Origin of the sequence: Brumimicrobium aurantiacum (assembly GCF_003402975.1) — a bacterium.
Classification (GTDB): domain Bacteria; phylum Bacteroidota; class Bacteroidia; order Flavobacteriales_D; family Crocinitomicaceae; genus Brumimicrobium; species Brumimicrobium aurantiacum.
This window is the reverse complement of the sequence record NZ_QURB01000004.1, coordinates 72,572-91,983: the sequence shown is the minus strand read 5'-3', so window position 1 is coordinate 91,983 and position 19,412 is coordinate 72,572. Positions and strand designations below refer to the sequence as shown.

The 19,412-nt window shown below is 34.9% G+C and carries 12 protein-coding genes; 4 read left to right on the top strand and 8 right to left on the bottom strand.

The features are described from left to right. Positions 1-9: 9 nt before the first annotated feature. Both DXU93_RS07980 and DXU93_RS07975 read right to left on the bottom strand, forming a co-directional pair. A complete protein-coding gene (locus tag DXU93_RS07980) occupies positions 10-2,193 on the bottom strand; it encodes a hypothetical protein (RefSeq protein ID WP_116880756.1) in 2,184 nt (727 codons plus the stop codon). Positions 2,194-2,302: 109 nt separating this feature from the next. Further along, the gene (locus DXU93_RS07975) at positions 2,303-2,887 is read right to left on the bottom strand and encodes a ribonuclease HII (RefSeq protein WP_116880755.1); all 585 of its coding nucleotides are present in this window, start codon (positions 2,885-2,887) and stop codon (positions 2,303-2,305) included. Between the two features lie 163 nt (positions 2,888-3,050). Here DXU93_RS07975 and DXU93_RS07970 point away from each other — a divergent pair, with 163 nt between their 5' ends. Beyond that, positions 3,051-3,413 carry a hypothetical protein gene (locus tag DXU93_RS07970; protein WP_123776089.1) on the top strand — a complete coding sequence of 121 codons (363 nt, stop codon included), beginning with the start codon at positions 3,051-3,053 and terminating at the stop codon, positions 3,411-3,413. Between the two features lie 48 nt (positions 3,414-3,461). On the opposite strand, the gene DXU93_RS07965 is transcribed toward DXU93_RS07970, so the two are convergent. The 3 genes from DXU93_RS07965 to DXU93_RS07955 are packed head-to-tail and all read right to left on the bottom strand — an operon-like array spanning position 3,462 to position 7,359. Further along, complete coding sequence (locus tag DXU93_RS07965; RefSeq protein ID WP_240623440.1) at positions 3,462-5,471, bottom strand: thioredoxin domain-containing protein; 2,010 nt, start codon at positions 5,469-5,471, stop codon at positions 3,462-3,464. Positions 5,472-5,485: 14 nt separating this feature from the next. Beyond that, the gene (locus DXU93_RS07960; RefSeq protein ID WP_116880752.1) at positions 5,486-5,968 is read right to left on the bottom strand and encodes an NDR1/HIN1-like protein; all 483 of its coding nucleotides are present in this window, start codon (positions 5,966-5,968) and stop codon (positions 5,486-5,488) included. Next, positions 5,968-7,359, bottom strand: a complete 1,392-nt coding sequence (locus DXU93_RS07955) for a dipeptidase (RefSeq protein WP_116880751.1) — start codon at positions 7,357-7,359, stop codon at positions 5,968-5,970. The genes DXU93_RS07960 and DXU93_RS07955 overlap by 1 nt, the downstream gene beginning before the upstream one ends. A gap of 184 nt (positions 7,360-7,543) precedes the next feature. On the opposite strand from DXU93_RS07955, the gene DXU93_RS07950 reads away from it, so the two are divergent. Beyond that, positions 7,544-9,724, top strand: a complete 2,181-nt coding sequence (locus DXU93_RS07950) for a choice-of-anchor L domain-containing protein (RefSeq protein WP_116880750.1) — start codon at positions 7,544-7,546, stop codon at positions 9,722-9,724. Between the two features lie 70 nt (positions 9,725-9,794). Here DXU93_RS07950 and gpmI read toward each other — a convergent pair whose 3' ends face one another. From gpmI to DXU93_RS07935, 3 genes are read right to left on the bottom strand one after another with little or no spacing between them, the layout of a single operon-like run. After that, positions 9,795-11,321 (bottom strand): 2,3-bisphosphoglycerate-independent phosphoglycerate mutase, encoded by a 1,527-nt coding sequence (gene gpmI, locus DXU93_RS07945; protein WP_116880749.1) that lies wholly within the window; start codon positions 11,319-11,321, stop codon positions 9,795-9,797. After that, entirely contained in the window at positions 11,308-12,204 is an 897-nt protein-coding gene (locus DXU93_RS07940) for a sensor histidine kinase (RefSeq protein WP_116880748.1), read from the bottom strand. The genes gpmI and DXU93_RS07940 overlap by 14 nt, the downstream gene beginning before the upstream one ends. Positions 12,205-12,212: 8 nt before the next feature. Continuing rightward, positions 12,213-14,114 carry an amidophosphoribosyltransferase gene (locus DXU93_RS07935; protein WP_116880747.1) on the bottom strand — a complete coding sequence of 634 codons (1,902 nt, stop codon included), beginning with the start codon at positions 14,112-14,114 and terminating at the stop codon, positions 12,213-12,215. 180 nt (positions 14,115-14,294) lie between these two features. Here DXU93_RS07935 and DXU93_RS07930 point away from each other — a divergent pair, with 180 nt between their 5' ends. Continuing rightward, on the top strand, positions 14,295-18,173 hold the full coding sequence (locus tag DXU93_RS07930; protein ID WP_116880746.1) for a DUF7948 domain-containing protein: 3,879 nt from the start codon (positions 14,295-14,297) through the stop codon (positions 18,171-18,173). A 34-nt stretch (positions 18,174-18,207) separates the two neighbouring features. Beyond that, positions 18,208-19,398 (top strand): glycine C-acetyltransferase, encoded by a 1,191-nt coding sequence (gene kbl, locus DXU93_RS07925; protein ID WP_116880745.1) that lies wholly within the window; start codon positions 18,208-18,210, stop codon positions 19,396-19,398. The last annotated feature ends 14 nt before the right edge of the window (positions 19,399-19,412 follow it).

Sequence of the window (19,412 nt, the reverse complement as noted above, 5' to 3'; positions counted from 1 at the left end):
GTAGGAATTTTATAGTTTACTTTTAAAACAAATAATCGATTGAGAAATTATAGTGTAAGTGTATAACGTTTGATCGTATTTGTTATAGGCACTGAAAGATAAATTACGTCCTTCTTTCGGATAGTCCTTTAACTCATCTCCAGTTTTGTTATACGCATGTATCTTGTTTTGTAGATAATCTAGTACAATTGTAGTTGATTGCGATTCAACAAATTCAAAACTACCAACTTCATTAAACGGTAATTGTTTGCTGTAGATAATATCATGATGGTGGTCAAGCACCTTAAAGTAATTTCCTTTTGAAATGATTAAATGTTGTTCATTAACATCAAATATTTTTCCTTCTTCAATGAGCTTCACTTTTTCGAGTGTTCCGTTTGATTTCGTTTTTTGGCTATATATTTTTCCATCTTTTTCAAAGTAGGAGACTACTTTTCCGTTGTGTTTAATAGCTGTTTGCCCACTAGTTTTGCCTAATCTTTTTGCTTTGGCGGGAGTTTCAAGATAACCTAATAATTGCTCAAGTGAAGCATTTAATCCCCAAACACGTAAATTTCCCTTTATATTTAAGGCAAAAGGTGTCGAAATAATCGCTTCACTTCCAAGTTGTATAATATTTAGTTCTTGTCCTGCACTGTTCAACATTATGATTTCTCCCTTTTCATTTCCAATTAAGAAACGTTTTGTTCCATTCCATACAAAGTCGCTGAAACCAGAAGTTAACACATGTTGTGACTGATATGGAAAACCTCCAACTGTATTTCCATTCAAATCAATTAAGTGAACTTGCTTATTGGTTTTGAAAATGAATTGATGTTTATTATTGTCAAATACATCAATCACTTTTACTTTTCCTTTAATTGGTGTCTTTAAATCACCTTTCCAGATGGTGTTACCATTAGGTCCAATTAATTCATATTTTCCTGATTGATTGTAACTCAAAACAGAGGTTCCTTTACGCAGATGATCTGTTATTGGAACTAAATTGTAGGGTTCGAAATCTGCTGAGGCCGACCAAGTGGTTTTGTCTTTTATGTTCAATTGTTCGTTTGGTGGTTTTGTATTCACCTCAAAAAGTAATTTATTTTTCCATGTTAAACTTGCTTTTTTATCTGTAGAAATGTCTCTTAAGTTTACATGGGAAGGAAGTCCACCAAAAAATTGATCTTGCCTTTCTGGACTTAAAGCTAGGGTTTTTCCCAATTGATAATCAACTAATATTTTTCGGGCCGTATTTTTTGATTCAACCAATAAAACCTTGTCTTCAATTTCTATGACATAAATTCGACTGTTTTTTACGGTTGGAAAGTCTTTGGTGAATTGAAATCCACTAAAAGAATGCATGTCATCCATTACGAATACAGAGTCTTCGTTCTGGGCTTGTTCAATTAAGATTAAACTTGGTTTTTGCTGTGAACGATAATCACTCACAATAACAGGTTTTCCATTGTAATTTAATTTAACAAATCCTTTGTCAACCCAAGCATTCATAGGTCCATTTTTAAAAACACTGTCATTTTCTGCAGCGTAAAATCGTTCCTTAAATGAATAAGTTGAACTTGAATACGGAATTACGGAAGAAAACACAGGAATATCTTGAACAGCCTCTCCATAAATTGCTTCAGGATCACTTGAGCGGTATTCGAAAAATCCTTTGTTTAAATTATAAACGTCTGTTCTTTTCCATTGGTCATTTTCTTTTTTCCAGAAATTAGCGGAGGCTTTTTTATCTCCATCAATTAGGAAATCTATTCTTGAATCATCAGTTTCCTCGTTTTTTTGACATGCTTCGAAGTTTTGTGAAACCATAAAATGACCACCTTTTTTCGTGAAATCAAGTTGTGTTAGCTTGAAATGGCTTTTGATGAGCAGTACTTCTTCATCTTTCCATTTGGTTTCTTTTTCGAAAATAACAATTGGACGATTTCCACTGGCATAAATTTTTAACTCTAATTGACCAATTGAATCTAAATTACTTAAAGAATTGGCAAGTGGATTCTTCTGAATTGCATTAAAATAATTTGCACTTTTTGTTTCATCAAACTTGTTAATCAAGAGAATGGACTCATCTTGATCGCAAAAAACATATTCAGGAGATATGGTATTGTCGGTATTTAACCACAGTTCATAGGTAGAATAGCCAATCCATGCAATGGCAGCGATAACAATGCTAATAAGAAGAAAACGTTTCATTCATCTATTTTTTTCAAAGCTAAAGCTTAAAAATAAATAATTGTAAGGCATTTGTGATTTTTATTAACGATTTATTGTTGTAAGCGCTAATAAATCAATCATTGTAAGTTTATTTTTGATTCGGAAATAATTTAAAGGACTTTCTATGATGTTTGCTAATTCCATTTTGAAGAATGGCTGCTTTATGTGCTTTTGTTGGATAACCTTTGTTTTTTTGCCAATTATAGTGAGGCAATTCAAGATGTAGGTTCCTCATACTGTCGTCTCTTGATTCTTTTGCGAGAATGGAAGCGGCAGCAATACTTTGATAAAGCGTGTCTCCTTTAATAATACATTGATGCTGAATATTGGGGTATGGATTAAATCGATTCCCATCAATTAACAATAATTCGGGGTGTACAACAAGTTGATCAATGGCTCTATGCATAGCCAAAAAGCTGGCATTCAAAATGTTTATTTCATCAATTTCTTGTGGAGTTACATATCCAATACCATACGCAATTGCTTTTTCTTTAATAATAGGTACTAAGGCCTGACGCTTCTTTTCACTTAATTGTTTGGAATCGTTCAGGGCATCAATACCATGATTTAATGGTAGAATAACTGCAGAAGCAACAACTGGTCCAGCGAGACAGCCTCTTCCAGCTTCGTCGCAACCTGCTTCAATGGTATTTGGTGTGTAAAAAGGATGCATATTCTCGTTTTTGCAAAAATGCAAAAAACTCTTGGCATAACATTTGCCTTTTTCTCCTTAAATAAAGTTGATTTGATGAGTAACATTTAAAAAAAAGTAGACTATTTCTTTGTAAAAGCAACTTTTTATAATATTATTAAGTCTTCTTATAAAACATTGAACTATGAAAAAACTAATAATACTATTCGCAATGGCATTTCTAACTAGTTTAGGATTTGCCCAAACAGCAACAGTGGAGGGGACGGCAGCAAATTTGAAAGAGAATTTAGCTGAAGACTTTATCGAATTTACTATGCCAAGTGAAGTTACGACTGAAGATGTTGAAAAATCATCACAATATTATACAGATTACTTTAATGTAAGTTTTGATGATAATACGAATCTTGCTAGAATTGATTTAGTAAATCAAGATCAACAAGCAAAAAGAGTAATTACGAGATTCTTACTTTCAACAGGTGTAAGAACCGTAAACTTTGAAGGAACAGATTATACAATAATGGAGTTTTATTCTAATTTTTTAGAGTAAAATAGACTTAAATAATATTAGAAAAGTTCATCTTCGGATGGACTTTTTTTATGCCTTTAATTTTTTTAAAGTTTCTTTTATGGAATCTGTAGGTGCTTGACATGTGAAGTTTTCGCAGACATAAAACATACTTTCTTTAGAAAAGTTCTTGTCTTCTAAAAAAGGAATGTTCATCTTATTTCCACCTGCAAATATTGCATTTGGAATATATTCTTTCCCAAGTATCGCTCTTTGTTCTTTTGATTTGGAGCCTGTTATCGCTACTTCGTAAAATGGAGTATTCATTGCTAAAGCTAGAATTCCCCAATTAGAATATGCTGAACCGTATTGTGATATTTGACTGTAAATGTTTGATAACATTTGCTTGGCCATTTCTTCATATTTACTCAAATAGTAAAACTTACTTATTTTAAATAAATTTCTTGCCATGATACTGTTCGAAGCCGGAATGACATTGTCATTAATCTCAAGTTTTCGTGTGATTAATTTTGAATCTTTATCTGTAAAAAAGAACATTTTAGAATCTTCATCATAAAAATGCTGAATGGTGAAATCGGTTAGTTTATTTGCAGTTTCTAACCATTTAATGTCAAATGTTGCTTCATATAAAGTGATGAAAGCATCAATTACATTGGCATAATCTTCCAGGAAACCATTGATTTTTGAAACCCCGTCTTTTCTTGTTCGTAACAATTGGCTTGTTTTTTCATCCCATTGATATTCTAAAATCCAATTTGCAGCATCAACCGCCGCTTGAATATAAAACGAATTGTTTAGTGCAAGTCCAGCATCAGCTAATCCTTTTATGGTGATAGCATTCCAGGCAGTTAGTTGTTTGTCATCTAATCCGGGTTTAATTCTTTTTGCTCTAACCTCGTTTAGTTTTTGATGAGCAAGTTTAAGTTTTTCATTAAATTCCTCAAGGGTAATATTGTTTTCCCTACACCATTCTTCCTTCCTGTGGTTTCGAAGAAGTATATATACTTCATTTTCCCAATAACCTTGTGCGTTGACATTGTAAAATTCGGAAAACCATTGAAAATCATCTTTAAGAATTTCTTGAAGTTCAGCTTTTGTCCAGGTATAGTATTTTCCTTCAACACCTTCTGAATCTGCATCAAGTGCCGAGAAAAAACCTTTGTTTTCATGTCGCATTTCACGAAAGAGCCAATCAATTGTTTGTGAGATTACTTCTTTATAGAGCAATTCATTTTGGTGAGTGTAGGCTTTTGCGTAAAGCGATAATAATTGACCATTGTCATACAGCATTTTTTCAAAATGTGGTACTTTCCATTGATGATCAACTGAATAACGTGAAAAACCACCACCAATTTGGTCATAAATTCCACCCAAAGCCATTTTGTGTAAGGTGAAATGGGTGTGTTTAATTAGTGTTCTGTCATCTTTGAGTACACCATAATTCAGTAAAAACTCGTAATTATTCGGCATCGGGAATTTAGGAGCTCTGTCATTTCCTCCATGATCAAAATCAAAATTTTTCTTCCAAATTTGAATCATGTTTTCGAGTTGAATCGGATCAAAATCTTGTTTTACTTCAACGGGTTTTACAAGCTCAGAATTGATGACTCCATCGGTAAGTTTTTCAGCATATTCTAAAACACGTTTTTCGTCTTCTTGAACAGTATTCCAAAGTTGTTGGATAACATTCATCCATTGATCTTTTCTGAAATAAGTACCTCCAAATATTGGTCTTCCATCAGGTAAAGCAAAACAATTTAAAGGCCAACCACCTTGTTGCGTCATGAGTTGAACAGCATTCATGTAAATTTGATCTACATCTGGTCGTTCTTCTCTGTCGACTTTTATACAAACCAAATATTTATTCATTAAAGCTGCGACTTCTTCATTTTCGAAACTTTCGCGTTCCATGACATGACACCAATGACAAGCAGAATAACCTACACTAATCAGTACAAGTTTGTTTTCTTGCTTTGCTTTTTCAAACGCCTTTTCGCTCCATTCAACCCAATTGACAGGGTTATGCGCATGTTGCAATAAATATGGACTACTTGAATTAATTAAATCATTGGTGTGCATTGTCATTTCACTTTTTAGAATCCGATTAAATCTTTTAAATTTATATCTAAATCTTTTGGATTGAGTTCTTTAGTTTGATCTACCTGTTTGCTTACAGGAATCCCAAACGCAGAGGCTTTGAGTTTACCTTCGAGCCTTAGTTTTACATTTCCTCCCATGGCAATTTTGACCAATTTCATCATTATGCCGGGTTCAAGTAATACTTCCACAGGAACATTGTCCAAAGTTGTGGTTTTTCGCTTCATTTTATACTTATCTAGTAAAAATGCTTCTCCAACATATTGGTCATTCAGGTATATATTGAGGGTTGATTTTCTCACCTTTAGATTATACCAATTAGGGTTGTATGCTGAAACATCAACGTTGAAAGCAAGCTTGCCCTGATTGATTTGATCAACTTTGAAGTTTGAAACTCCTTTAAACTCTGGGTTTTCAATACAACCTGTTGTAAGAAACAAAAAGGCAAGAATGGCGAAAATAAACTTTAAGCTTTTCATTATTGTTTTTCAAGTTTTGCAAATTCTTCAAAGAAGTAAGGAATTGTTTCTATCCCTTTATTGAAGTTGAATACACCGTAATGCTCATTTGGAGAATGGATTGCATCACTGTTTAATCCGAATCCCATTAGAACTGTTTTCAATCCTAGCACTTGTTCAAACAGTGCTACAATTGGAATACTTCCACCACTTCTCAATGGAATAGGTTTTTTCCCGAAAGATTTTTCCATAGCGTTACTTGCCGCAATATATCCATTTGAATCAATAGGTGTAACAGCAGGAATAGCACCGTGATGTGGTTTAACTTTTACAGTTACAGAATCAGGTGCGATACTTTCAAAGTATGTTTTAAATTGTTCTGTAATTTCATCTGGATCTTGATGAGGAACCAATCGCATTGAAATTTTAGCAAATGCAGCCGACGGAAGAACAGTTTTCGCTCCTTCACCGATATAGCCACCCCACATTCCATTAACATCTAGTGTTGGTCTGATAGAACCTCTTTCGCGTGTTGAGTATCCTTCTTCTCCTTGTACATCCTTAATGTCTATTGAAGCTTTGTACTCATCTTCGTCGTACGGAGCGCGAGCCATTTCAGCTCTTTCCTCATCAGAAAGAATTTCTACTTTGTCGTAGAATCCTGGAATTGTAATTTTATGTTTATCGTCATGTAACTGGGCAATCATGTTTGAAAGCACATTGATTGGATTAGCCACAGATCCACCGTACAAACCAGAGTGTAGATCGCGATTTGGCCCAACTACTTCAATTTCTACATAGCTCAAACCACGTAATCCTGTTGTGATTGAAGGATGTTCATTAGAGATAATTCCTGTATCAGAAACTAAAATAATATCCGCTGCAAGTTTCTCTTTTTGTTCTTTAATAAAAATACCAAGATTTTCTGAACCAACTTCTTCTTCACCTTCAATCATGAATTTTACATTACAAGGCATTTCACCACTTTTGCTCATGGCTTCGAATGCTTTTATATGCATGAACATTTGACCTTTATCGTCACATGCCCCACGTGCAAAAATTGCTCCTTCAGGATGAATGTCTGTTTTTTTAATTACTGGTTCAAAAGCTGGAGAATCCCACAATTCAATTGGGTCTGCTGGTTGAACATCATAATGACCATAAACGAGAACGGTTGGTAAATCTTTGTCAATGATTTTTTCACCATAAACAATTGGATGACCAGCAGTTTCACAAACTTCTACATTATCAGCTCCAGCTTCAATTAAATGTTGAGCAACTAATTCCGCACCTTTTTTTACATCACCTTTGTGTTCTGGGTCAGCTGAAATCGAAGGAATGCGAAGTAATTCAAATAGTTCATCTAAAAATCGTTGTTGATTTTTTTGTATAAAATCTTGTGTTTTTTTCATAGAATTTCTTTTGCAGTAAAGTTAGAAAATTATCTTGGTTCAGTCAATTGCAAGGTTGTGTTAAAGTTTTGATTTTGCATTATATGGCTTATAATTGTTAATTATTTCATAATAAGATGCAACCATATTAGTTTTCAAAACGTTTTAATGTTAACTTAACAACACGTCTTTAAAACTATTAATTATGATAAAACATTTATTACTCTCTATTATAGTGTTATTCTCCTTTGGGGTTTCTGCACAACAAATGAATTTAATTCAACCAACAATGACACCTGCTCAAGCAGTTGAAGATGTGCTTTTAGGCGCTGGTATAAATGCCTTTAATATTACCTATAACGGAAGTGCAGCTGAAGCAAATCAAACTCAATCAAGTGTAAGAAGATTTTCGAATACTGACCCTGGTTTTCCAATAAGCGGAGGAGTTTTGATGCATACTAATGGAGGTCAAGTCACGAATGATCCCGATTTAGCTGCGATTGGTGGTAATATAACCAATGGTGCAATTATTGAATTTGATTTTGTACCATCAGGTGATACATTGTCCTTTAATTATATTTTCTCTTCAATGGAATATTCTGGTTATACATGTTCTAACTACAACGATGTTTTTGGATTTTTTATTTCAGGACCAGGAATCTCAGGCCCATATACCAATAATGCTGTAAATATAGCCACTGTACCAAATTCCAATAATATCCCTGTAGGGATAAACTCTGTGAATGGAGGTGTGCCAACAGGAGGGGGGACTGCGGCCAACTGTGCGGCAGTAGATCCAAATTGGCAAGCGAATGCTATTTATTTTACAACATCATATAATCCAATTTATTCTGCTGCGGGATTGCCAATGTCAGATTATAATGGGAGTACAGTTCTTTTACCCGCAAATTCAAGTCTAACATGTAGTGATACTTTTCATATTAAGTTGGCGATTTCAAATGTTTTCGATTCAGGACTAGATTCTGGAGTTTTCTTAGAAGCAAATTCATTTTCATCTGCAGTTGTAGATATTAAAATTGAAACAGACCAGAGCTATTCTGATACATTACTTGTTGAAGGATGTATGGAAGCGACTGTTAACCTTGTTAGACCTCAAAATCAATTAGCAGATACCTTAGATGTTGTGTTGACAGTTGGTGGTACTGCTTTAGAAGTCGATGATTATCCTGTTTTTGCTCCTGGTGGTGTTATAACTTTTTTACCCGGAGTAGATACTATTGCCTTAACAATTAGTCCAGTAAATGATGGTGTTGTCGAACCAGATGAAAGTGTTACAATTACAGCTTATTCAATAACACCATGTGGTGATACCGTTTTTTCAGAAGGAACAATATGGATTACTGACAAACCAATTTCAACAGTAACAGCCTCTGATACTTCTTTACTTTGTGCAAATGATAGTGTTCCGATATGGGCATATACCGAAGATGGATTTCCTCCTTACACCTACGAGTGGAGTAATGGAGAAACAGGGGCGAATGCATTTGCGGAAGCACTTAGTAATGGTGAGACTACATATATAGTTACTTCAATTGATTCCTGTGGCTTTAAGTTTACAGATACCACGACTATAAATGTAAACCAAACCTTAAAGATTGATTCTTTAAAACAACAGATGGCAGAATGTGGAATAGATAATGGAATTGTTTTTGGTTATGGAGACCAATCTGGCTATACTGGAACGCCAGTATATAAATGGATAGGTCCAGGTTCAAATAGTACTGATTTTATTAACGGAACTGTTTGGGGGAATAAGCCTTCAGGATGGTATTACTTCTCCATTAAAGATGACGTATGTACTGTAATGGATAGTATTTTCTTAGAGCAAGAACCACCGCCGACAGCTTCTTTTGAGGCTACACCTGAATCTGGTTATGCACCTTTAGATGTTACTTTTGTAAATAATTCTGATCCTGCAACAACTTATTACTGGGACTTTGGAAACGGAGAATCAAATATAGTTGGAGATTTAAGTGACCAGTATTCAACATATTATCAAGAAGGTGTTTATACTGTGACACTTGTGACAGAAAAAGGAAACTGTTCTGATGAAACTTCAAGAACTGTAACTGTAACACTTCCTTTAGGTTATGAAATGCCAAATATATTTACACCAAACGGAGATGGAGTTAATGACTTCTTTACTTTAAATGCAGAAAATGCACAATCTTTGGAAATAGTTATTCTTAACCGTTGGGGGAACGTTGTGTTTGAAAGTACTGATGTAGACTTCAAATGGAATGGACAAAAAGATAATTCAGGAGCTGAGTGTACTGATGGTACTTACTTTTATCAATTTACAATTATTGATTTAAACGGTCAATCAAAATCTGAACAAGGATTTGTTCAATTGGTGAATGAGTAACTAGATTGAAACTTTTGAAACTAAAAAGAGGAGCTAATTGCTCCTCTTTTTTTTTGATATAAAAATGTGTTTATGCTTCTTTTATGAGGTTTTTACCTGTCATTTCTGATGGAATGTCCACTCCCATTCGGTGTAATATTGTAGGGGCTACGTCTGCTAATATTCCGCTCTCTAATGTTACCAAATCTTTGGTGACATATATTACTGGTACAGGATTAAGTGAATGTGCTGTGTTTGGAGAACCATCTGCATTTAAAGCTTTGTCTGCATTTCCATGGTCTGCAATTACGATAAATTCATAACCTTTGTTTAGTCCTGTATTAATTACCTCATTCAAACAGTTATCTACTGTCTCCACCGCTTTAATTATGGCGTTGTAATCACCAGTGTGACCAACCATGTCAGGATTTGCAAAGTTTAAACAAAAGAAGTCAGGTGTATTTGAATTAATTTCATCAGTGATTTCTTTGGTTACTTTTGGAGCACTCATTTCTGGTTGTAAATCGTATGTCGCTACATTTGGTGAGTTGACCAATAATCTTTTTTCATTTTGAAACGGAGCCTCTCTTCCACCAGAAAAGAAGAATGTAACGTGTGGATATTTTTCAGTTTCAGCAATTCTCACCTGTGTTTTATGATGATTGGCTAAAACTTCGCCGATTGTATTATGTAAATTTTCTTTATTGAAAATAACCTCAACATTTTTAAATGTTTCATCGTAAGAGGTCATGGTGTATAGATCCAGATTCAATGGTTCCATCAAATATCCATCAATTTTCTGCTGATTCAAAACAGTAATGATTTCTCTTGGTCTATCAGTTCTGAAATTGAAACTTATAACCAAGTCTCCATCTTCTATACTTGTATTTTCATCGCCATGATCGATTTTCGAAGCACGGATAAATTCGTCCGTAACTTCTTCATTATACCATGTGTCAAAAACGGCATTAGAATTGTCAAAAGTTCGACCAACAACTTTGGTTATTAAGTTATATGCCTCTTCAATTCTTTCCCATCGAGAATCTCTATCCATTGCAAAATAGCGGCCGATAATGCTTGCGAGTTTGATAGGGCTGTCTTTGATATGTTTCTCTAAATTGTTGAAGAAAGCTTTTCCACTTTTAGGATCACAATCACGTCCGTCTGAGAACCCATGGATATACACTTTTTGAAGATCATATTGCATTGCCATGTCACATAAAGCATGAAGATGGCTTTGAGAACTGTGAACACCTCCTTCAGAAACGAGTCCCATGAAGTGAACCTTTTGATTGTTTTGCTTTGCTTTTTCAAAGGCTTTACACAAGGAGTCTAATTTAAAAAAGTCTCCCTCTCTAATTGATTTGTTGATTCTAGTTAATTCTTGGTAAACAATTCTACCAGCACCAATATTGAGGTGTCCAACTTCTGAGTTTCCCATTTGGCCTTCTGGTAAACCAACCATTTCTCCAAACGTTGTGAGTGTGGCGTTTGGGTATTTAAGTGTAAGATTGTCCATGGTTGGCGTGTTGGCGTTGAATACCGCGTCGGCTTTACTCTTGTCTCCAATTCCCCATCCGTCTAGAATAATTAAACCAACCTTGTTATTGTTTTTCATGTATAGTGATTTTAAAATGGGCACCATTTGGCTTATTCATTTCATAAGTTATGGTGTCTCCATGAAATTTGATTAAGTTTTTTACAATATATAGACCTAAACCTGTTCCTTTTTCAGTGCGTGTTTCTTCATTTCCAACACGTACAAATTTCTTGAAAATATCTTTGGCATTTTCAGGATCAATCCCTTTACCATTATCCTTAACTCCCCAAGTGATTAGGTTTTTTTCCTTTTTTAAATAGACTTCAATTTGAGCCTCTTTTCCTGCATATTTTAAGGCATTGTCAAGTAGATTGTTAAGTGTTGTTTCTATGATAAAAAGATCAGCGTGAATGTGAATGTTTTCTTCAATAGATGTACTTACAGGGATTCGAGAAGCCGACCATTTTTGAACATTATTTGAAATAATTTCACTTAGATTACACTCTACTTTGTTTAATTGTAAACGGTGATTGTCAATTCTTGTGGCGGTAAGAATATTGTCTATCATATCCTCCAATCGCTTGTTTTCTTTGATGGCAAAGTTCAGCATTTCTTCTTGTTGCTGTCTTTCAAGTCCTTTTCGTTTAAGTAAGGTTTGAAGGTATAATTTATTGGAGGTTAAAGGTGTTTTTAACTCATGCGTCACAGACAAAAGAAAATTGTTTTGTCTTTTAGATAATTTAATTTCTTTTTGAAAGGAGTGTCTTATTTTCCAAAGACCAAGAATTAAAATAATGAAGAAAACTAAGCCTTCTCCAATGATCATTATGAGTCTTTTGGTTTGGGTATCATTTGAGTTTACTTCCGAAGACAGCTCAATCAAATGATACCCCCACCAAATAAATTGCATGACAGCATATACTCCTAGTAAGTAGAAAAATATTGCTGTTTGCTTTTTCATTTTAATTTTTAATAAGCACGTTCACTAATTCCTTCAATATAGTTCATGTATGCCTTGTTCACAACTTTGTTTCCTCCTGGAGTTGGGTAGTTTCCAGTGAAGTACCAGTCTCCTGTGTTGTTAGGACAAGCCTTGTGAAGGTTTTCTATTGTTTGGTAAACAATTTTTACTTCCGATTTCATATCAACTGGCGTTAATAATTGCGCAATTTTATCTGATATTTCTTGCGGAGTAAATGGTGCGTATATCTCTTTAACGTAATTCTTAATTTGCTCTTTAGGAAGGTTTTGTTGCTCAACACATTTTTTGTAAATGTCATCGATTAAGTAACCTTTTCCATTTTCTTTAAGTAATTCAATGGCTGCCTCAAAAGCAATGAAGTCCCCCATTTTAGCCATATCAATTCCGTAACAATCTGGGTAACGGATTTGAGGAGCAGATGAAACCACTACAATCTTTTTTGGTTCCAAACGATCAAGAATTCTAAGGATACTTTGTTTTAAAGTTGTTCCTCTCACTATAGAGTCGTCAATCACTACAAGATTATCCTCATTGCGTTTAACTGTACCATAAGTAATGTCGTAAACATGAGCAACCATGTCGTCACGTGCATCATCCTGTGTTATGAAAGTTCTAAGTTTTGCATCTTTAATCGCAATTTTCTCAAAACGAGTCTTACGTGTAAGGATTTGCTGAAGTTTTTCGTCTGTTAATTCATTTCCTAAAGCTTTGATCGCATCAATTTTCTCAACATTAAGGTAGTCTTCCAATCCCTTCATCATACCATAAAATGACATTTCTGCCGTGTTCGGAATAAAGGAGAAAACAGCATTGTCCAATTCGTTGTTAATGCTGTCAATGATTTGAGGAACTAGATATTGACCAAGTAATTTACGTTCGTTGTAGATATCAAAATCATTTCCTCTTGAGAAGTAAATTCTCTCAAAAGAACAAGCTGCGTTAGCTGTAGGTTCGTTTATTTTTTCTTCAGAAACTTCTCCTGATTTCTTCAATATTAAAGCATGTCCTGGATTTAATTCCTTTATATCTTCCTTTTTAAGGTTGAATGCTGTTTGAATAACAGGACGTTCAGATGTTACTACAAAAATTTCATCATCTTCATACCAGAATGCTGGACGGATTCCTGCTGGGTCTCTCAATACGAAAGCATCTCCATGACCAAATAATCCAGACATTGTATAACCACCATCCCAATCTTCAGAGGCACGCTTAAGTATTTTTACAATATCAAGGTGTTCTGCAATTTTTGAGGTGATTTCTTTATTGTTGTAGCCTTGAGATTTATATTGTTGGAATAAATCCTCATTTTCTTCGTCTAAGAAATGTCCAATTTTCTCAAGCACTGTAACAGTATCAGATTTTTCTTTCGGATGCTGACCTAAATTTAATAAAACATCAAATAATTCATCAACATTCGTAAGGTTAAAGTTACCTGCAACAACAAGGTTTCTTGTCATCCAGTTGTTTTGACGTAAGAATGGATGGCAACTTTCAATTCCGTTTTTTCCAGAAGTTCCATATCTTAGGTGCCCTAAAAATAGCTCTCCAGTAAACCCAACATTTTTCTTTAAAAAGTCAATGTCTTTTAATTTTTCTGGACTATGCTCGGCAATGTCTTCAAAACGTTGATTGATCGTTGTGAAAATATCTTGAATTGGTTTTTGGTCTACAGACCTCCTACGAGAAATATAACGTTCTCCAGGACTCATGTCTAACTTTATGTTTGCCAATCCAGCACCATCTTGACCTCGATTGTGTTGTTTTTCCATCAATAAATACATCTTGTTTAGACCATAAAAGGCTGAACCGTATTTATCAATATAAAATTCTAATGGTTTTTTTAGTCTTAAAAGTGCTATTCCGCACTCATGCTTAATTGCATCACTCATGGGCTTTGATATTTTTCTTTTGCAAAAATACTTTTAAAATCCCTTTTATCCATATAAAATGGGAAGAGTGTTTTTAAATAGTTTTAAAAAGCAACGATAACCATAAAAGAAGAGTCTTATTATTGGTTGAATTACTGTAATTTAATCCATATTTAATTTTTCATTTATTATATTTGATTAATGACTCGTATAATCCTTTTCTGTATAGTTTTTATCAGTGTTTTTTCGAATGCTTTAGGGCAAGACGGAGAAACTTGGTTTGAGCCAAATAGAGGGCAATGGGATGCGAAAATTCTTTATCGGGTAAATCTTCAAAAAGGTGATTTTTTTATTGAAAAAGACAAGTTTACATACGCCTTGAATAATTTAGGAGATGTTTATCATGCTGCACATCATGGAGATAGCATAGATAAAATTCAATCACATACTGTTCATAGTCATTTTGTAAATTCCTCTTGGAAGGGAAAGGTTAATGAAAAAGACACATCTTCATTTTACAGTAATTATTTTTTAGGTAATGATTCTACTAATTGGCATTCTAAAGTGCGCTCATTTAAGAAGCTTGAAATGTTAGATTTTTACCCAGGAATTGATTTGATATTAGAAATGACTTCAGAGAATATCAAATACTCATTTCATGTTGAACCTGGAGTAGATCCTTCAATTATTCAAATTCGTCATGAAGGAATGGATAAGCTTTCTGTTTCAGATGAGAAAGTAGAGATTTTTACGCGATTCGGACCTATTATTGAAGATGGTTTGAAGGTGTGGACGAAATCTGAATCACGTTTTCAATCTCCAGTAAAATCGGTTTTTAAAAGATCTGAAGATGTAGTTACTTTTGATTTCCCAGAAGGATATGATACCACTTCAACATTGATTATAGATCCTAGTTTAACTTTTTCAACTTTCACGGGGTCTAATGCAGATAATTGGGGATTTACTGCTGCACCTGACGGAAATGCTAATTTATATGCCGGTGGAATTGTTTTTGGTACCGGATATCCATTATCTACTGGTGCTTATGATGAGACATTTAATGGAGGCTATGGACTTTTTAAAATTGATATTGGAATAACTAAGTTTTCAAGTGATGGAACCAGTTTGCTTTATTCAACTTATATTGGTGGGGATGGAAACGAAACGCCAAATTCAATTGTAACGAATGCACAAGGAGAGCTTTATATTTTAGGTTCTACAACATCATCAAATTTCCCTTTGTCATCTAATGCTTATCAAACGACACATAATAGCGGAACTTTAACTTCTCAAATAGCTATAGATTTTAATGGGACAGATCTAATTGTCGCACACTTAAGCTCTGATGGTTCGAATTTGATAGCGAGTACCTTACTTGGAGGATCAGAAAATGATGGATTAAATGTTGGTGCATTAAATTATAATTATGGTGATGTTTTTAGGGGTGAAATAATACTAGATTTAAACGGAGATGTTCTGATTACCAGTTCTACTCAATCGCCAGACTTTCCTATCGTAAATGGATTTTCCTCAACTATTGGAGGGGGGCAAGATGCCATTGTGGCAAAGCTTAGTCCAGGATTAAATAATTTAATTTGGTCTACTTATCTTGGAGGTACAGCGATTGACGCAGGTTATTCATTGCAGGTTTCGAGCACAAATAATATTTATGTCAGTGGTGGTACAAATTCACCAGATATGCCTGTCCAGAATGGATTTAGCAATTCTATTCAAGGAGGAATTGATGGTTATATTTTTGAGTTAGATGGAATCACCTCGAATGTTTTAAGTGGAACCTATATTGGTACGAATGATTATGATCAATCTTTTTTTGTTCAGTTGGACCAGATGGATAGGGTTTATGTTTTTGGACAGTCCGAAGGAAATATGACAGTAACACCAGGTGTTTATAGTAATCCAAATTCTGGTCAGTTTATTCAACAATATTCAACAGATTTATCAACTTTAAATTGGTCAACAATCGTAGGTGGAGGAAATAATACTGTTGAAATTTCACCAACAGCCTTTTTAGTTTCTAACTGCAATGAAATTTATTACACAGGTTGGGGGGGAGTAACCAACCAGTCAGGCCAAGCAACAGGTAGTACTTCTCAAGGTTTTCCTACAACTGCAAATGCCTATCAAACCACAACAAATGGGAGTAATTTTTATATAGGTGTTTTATCAGAAAATGCCCAAGGACTCAACTATGGAACTTTTATGGGGGGAGTAGCGAGTAGTTCAAATCATGTGGACGGTGGGACAAGTCGTTTTGACAAACAAGGACGGATTTATCATGCGGTATGCGGGGCATGTGGAGGTGATGCAAATGGTTTTACGACCACTCCTGGTGCTTATTCTGAAACCAATAATAGTTCAAACTGTAATTTAGCGGCATGGAAGTTTGATTTAGGAGCAATGTATTCTTCTACTTCAGTTCCAGATGTGCTCTATTGTGAGAATGATTCGGTGTATTTTGCGAATAATTCTCAGAATGGAGATACTTACTTTTGGGATTTCGGGGATGGTTCTACAAGTAATGTTGACACACCTGTTCATATGTATGATTCTGCTGGAGTATTTGAGGTGATGTTTGTTGTGATGGATAGTGATGGCTGTTTTGAATCTGATACAAGTTATTTAACCATTGAAATTGGTGGGTTTGAAGGTGCTGTAACTCAACCTACGGATAAGATTTGCCCCGGTGATGACTTTCAATTGGAAGCTTCTGGAGGAAGTAATTATATATGGTCTCCAGCACAATTCTTAGACGATGAAACATTGCCAAACCCCACAGCGACTATTGATACAACCACCACTTTTACTGTAATCGTTTCAGATTCCTGTGGAGCTGATACCCTCACAGTAACTTTAGAAACTTTTGTCGATAGTGCAAGTTCCATTGTTGATTTAGAAACCTGTATTGGTGATACTGTTGCGATTTGGGCAAGTGGTGGAGTTGATTATACTTGGACGTCAAATGAGCCTTCTTCGATGATTGGTCCAGCAACTAATGATACGTTATGGATTTCTCCTACCGTTAATGCGACTTATGATGTAGAGATGATTACTGCTGACGGCTGTACATTAACTGAACAGGTAAATGTAACTGTTTTTCAAGGTCCACCACAACCAGTTGTTCAAGACACAGCGTTTTTATGTGAAGGCGATGTGCTAAACTTGTCGGTATCTCCAGCCCCTACTATTAATTGGTCTCCGAATGTGGATATTAATACCGTAACAGGGCAAAATGTTATCATCAGTACCACAGTTGATCGATGGTATTATGTTGAATTTGTGAATCCTTGTGGTTCAACCTTAGATAGCGTCTATATCGAAGTCATTGAAACTACACCAGAAGCAGGGAATGACACTATAGTATGTCCTGGAGAGCAAGTTTTCCTATGGGCAAGTGGAGGAGTAGGGTATCATTGGGAACCTGCTGCACTTGTATCGTCTCCTAATTCTTCAGTAACTACAGCCTCGCCAAATAATCCAACAACATTTACAGTAACCGTTACTGATGAATATGGTTGTACTGCTAAAGCAGACGTTGAAATATCACATTTTCCAGCTCCAAATGTGCAGACAAATCCAGATTATTACGGCTTTATTGGAGATGAGGTGCAATTGAGTGCACAAGGAAGCGGAGTTGGCGGAAGCTATACATGGTCACCTCCTAGTTACTTATCATGTGTAGATTGCCAAGATCCAATAGCCACGCCGACTGAATCAATCGTTTATAATGTATTGTATGAGGATGAAAATGGATGTAAAGCTACAGATGAAGTAGAGATTCATTATGAGGGAATTATTTATGTTCCAAATTCATTTACGCCAGATGGAGATGGATTTAATGATGGTTTCTTTGTTGTGGCTGGGAATATAGATGACTTCCATTTGTTGATATTTGACAGATGGGGAGAAGTCATTTTCGAAAGTTTTGATATCGATGGTGTGTGGGATGGAACTTATGGTGGTGAAATATGTAAGGATGGAACATATATCTGGAAAATAATGTATGAAGATAGCGAAAATGTTAAAAAGGAATTAACAGGTCATGTTAATCTATTGCGATAATTCATTAATTTTGTTTAAAACAAAAAGCTAATATATGTACGGAAATATCAAAGCACATTTGACAAAAGAATTGAAGGAGATAAAATCTGATGGAGTTTATAAAAATGAGCGAATCATAGTATCTCCTCAAGGAGCAGAAGTGAAAGTGAATAGTGGTGACGACGTGGTAATCATGTGTGCCAATAATTATTTAGGTTTATCCTCTCATCCAGAGGTTGTTCAAGCTTCAAAAGAAGCATTGGATACTCATGGTTTCGGTATGTCATCTGTTCGATTTATCTGTGGAACGCAAGATATTCATAAAGAGTTAGAGCAAAAGATTGCAAATTTCTACGGAAAGGAAGATACTATTTTATATGCAGCTGCTTTTGATGCAAATGGTGGTGTTTTTGAACCATTATTCGGTAAAGAAGATGCAATTATTTCTGATGAATTGAATCATGCTTCTATTATTGATGGAGTTCGTTTGTGTAAAGCACAACGTTACCGTTACAAGCATAGTGACATGGCAGATCTTGAAGAGCAATTGAAAAAGGCACAAGACCAAAGATTTAGAATAATTGTTACTGATGGAGTATTCTCAATGGATGGTGACTTTGCGAAAATGAACGAAATCTGTGATTTAGCAGATAAATATGATGCTTTGGTTATGAGTGATGAGTGTCACTCTGCAGGATTTGTTGGAAAAACAGGTCGAGGAGTTCCAGAATATTATGATGTAATGGACAGAGTAGACATTATCACAGGTACTTTAGGAAAAGCGCTAGGTGGAGCAATGGGTGGATATACTGTTGCTAATCAAGAAGTGATTGATATGTTACGTCAGCGTTCGCGTCCATATTTGTTCTCAAATTCTTTAGCACCTTCAATAGTTGGAGCGGCAATTAAAGTATTTGATATTTTAAGTACAGATACTTCATTAAGAGATCGATTAGAAGAGAATACAGCATATTTTAAGAAAGCAATTATTGAGGCAGGGTTTGACATTGTAAAAGGAGATTCACCGATAGTACCAATAATGCTTTATGATGCAGCATTATCACAAGAGTTTGCTGATAAATTGTTAGAAGAAGGAGTTTATGCAATTGGATTCTTTTATCCTGTTGTTCCTAAAGGGAAGGCAAGAATTCGTACACAAATTTCAGCAGGACACACGAAAGCCCATTTAGATAAAGCGATTGCAGCGTTTATCAAAGTAGGGAAGGAGTTAAAAGTTATTGACTAATTAATTGTATAACT